Origin of the sequence: Rhodopseudomonas sp. BR0C11 (assembly GCF_010820945.1) — a bacterium.
Lineage (GTDB): Bacteria > Pseudomonadota > Alphaproteobacteria > Rhizobiales > Xanthobacteraceae > Rhodopseudomonas > Rhodopseudomonas palustris_H.
The window spans coordinates 1-1341 of record NZ_QTKI01000695.1 but is presented as its reverse complement, the minus strand read 5'-3'; the positions used below and the strand labels follow the sequence as shown (position 1 = coordinate 1341).

The window sequence follows — 1341 nt, the reverse complement described above, 5'->3', positions numbered from 1 at the left end:
GTTCAATCCGAACCTGAACTCGGCTTGGTTCACCTCGGTGATGCAGGTGATCAACAACATCGCGACGCTGTCGATCATTCTGACAGGTGCCGCGCTGATCCGGGAGCGTGAGCGCGGCACCATTGAGCATCTCCTGGTGATGCCGGTCAGGCCGCTTGACATCATGCTGTCGAAGATCATCGCCAACGGCGCGGTGATTATCATCGCTGCGCTGCTGTCGCTGCAGTTCATGGTAAAAGGCGTGTTGAGTGTGCCGATCATCGGCTCGGTGCCGCTGTTCACCTTCGGCATGGTGCTGTTTATGTTTTCGGTGACGGCGCTCGGTCTGTTGCTGGCGACTTACGCGCGCACGATGCCGCAGTTCGGCCTGCTGGCGATCCCGGTGATCGTCATTCTCTATCTTCTGTCCGGCGCCAGTACGCCGATCGAGACGATGCCGCCTTGGCTGCAGTTCGTCATGCAGTTCACGCCGAACACGCAGTTCGTCTCGTTCTCGCAGGCGGTGCTGTACCGTGGCGCTGGTCTCGATTTGGTCTGGCGACAGCTTCTGGCGTTGCTCGTCATCGGCGTTGTCACGCTCGCGATCTGCCGCATCCGCTTCGCCAAGACCATCTCGTCACAGGACTGACGTCGCCTCAGGCGGACCAACAGTCCTGCTCCTCGCGATACGCCTGCTCGTTGAGGCGATCGGCGATATCGTCGGCGAGCTTTTTGCTCTTGGCTTCGGCGATCGGCTGACCGTCACTGGTCTTCAGCGCGGTCTGATCGGTTTCGATCGGGAAATCCTGCGGCTCGAGTTCCTTGCGTTCGCTCATGGCGGGTTCCTCCCGCCTGTCAACGCACCACGCCCGGAATCGGTTTCTTACGGTTTCTTCCGGGGTGAGCAGTTTTGTCCACATAATGGACGCGATCGCATTCAATTCGCAATAAATTGGACAATGGAGAAATTCTTCCCGATACTTGGAATATGACTGACACCGCGCGCATCCGCCCAACATTCATGCCCACCCCCTCCGCCGAACCCATCCTCGCCGACAGCGCGAGCGATGGGGCGTTTGCGACGACGCTCGCGAAGGGACTTGTGGTGCTTGAGGCGTTCGAGGGCGGTGGTCTGCTCGGCAATATGGAAATCTCGGTCCGCACCGGGATTCCGCGGCCGACGGTGGCCCGGCTGACGCATACGCTCGCCGAGCTCGGTTACCTGAACTACGACGCGCGCATTGCGAAATACGCGGTGGGCGCTCGGGCGCTGCGGATGCTGCATCCCTTGCTTGCCGGTATGCCGTTCCGCCAGCTGGCCCGGCCGCTGATGCAGGATCTCGCCTACAGCGTGCGCGGCAC

Annotated in this window: 3 protein-coding genes; 2 read left to right on the top strand and 1 reads right to left on the bottom strand. The window is 60.9% G+C overall.

What is annotated here, in order from left to right:
- On the top strand, positions 1-628 hold a 628-nt coding region (locus DYI24_RS26660; protein WP_164574463.1), incomplete at its 5' end, for an ABC transporter permease.
- Between the two features lie 7 nt (positions 629-635).
- On the opposite strand, the gene DYI24_RS26655 is transcribed toward DYI24_RS26660, so the two are convergent.
- Positions 636-815, bottom strand: a complete 180-nt coding sequence (locus DYI24_RS26655) for a hypothetical protein (protein ID WP_107342872.1) — start codon at positions 813-815, stop codon at positions 636-638.
- Positions 816-967: 152 nt separating this feature from the next.
- Here DYI24_RS26655 and DYI24_RS26650 point away from each other — a divergent pair.
- Positions 968-1341: helix-turn-helix domain-containing protein (locus DYI24_RS26650; RefSeq protein WP_164574462.1), on the top strand; the 374-nt coding region annotated here is incomplete at its 3' end.